Raw genomic sequence first — 512 nt, forward strand, 5'->3', positions numbered from 1 at the left:
GTCACCAACGACACCACCCCGACCCTGAGCGGCAGCAGCGGCGTGGCGGGCGGCACCATCAGTATCTACGACAACGGTCGTCTGATTGGCACCACCACCGTGGGCAGCAACGGCAGCTGGAGCTTCACGCCGGATACGGCGCTCTCTGACGGCAGCCATAACTTCACCGCCACCGTCACCGACGGCGTGGGCCGCACCAGTGAGCCAACCGGCGGCTTCGGTATCGTGATCGATACAAAAGCCCCGGACGCGGCCTCTGACCTGCTGGTCACCGACAACGTCGGCGCCTACCAGGGCCCGGTCGTGAGCGGCGACACCACCGATGACAACACCCCGACCCTGAGCGGCAAGGCCGAGCCGGGCAGCACGGTGAACATCATCGACAACGGCCAGGTCATCGGCACCGCGAAGGTGAACCCGGACGGCACCTGGAGCTACACCCCGGACCAGCCGCTGGCGAACGGCGCACACGACCTGACCACCACCGTCACCGATCCGTCAGGCAACACCGG

Annotated in this window: 1 protein-coding gene; it reads left to right on the forward strand. The window is 67.2% G+C overall.

The window, feature by feature from the left end:
• Positions 1-512, forward strand: a 512-nt coding sequence (locus C5687_RS24375; RefSeq protein WP_146086324.1) for an Ig-like domain-containing protein, incomplete at both ends; no start/stop codon positions are given.

This window comes from Enterobacter sichuanensis, assembly GCF_002939185.1.
Classification (GTDB): Bacteria; Pseudomonadota; Gammaproteobacteria; order Enterobacterales; family Enterobacteriaceae; genus Enterobacter; species Enterobacter sichuanensis.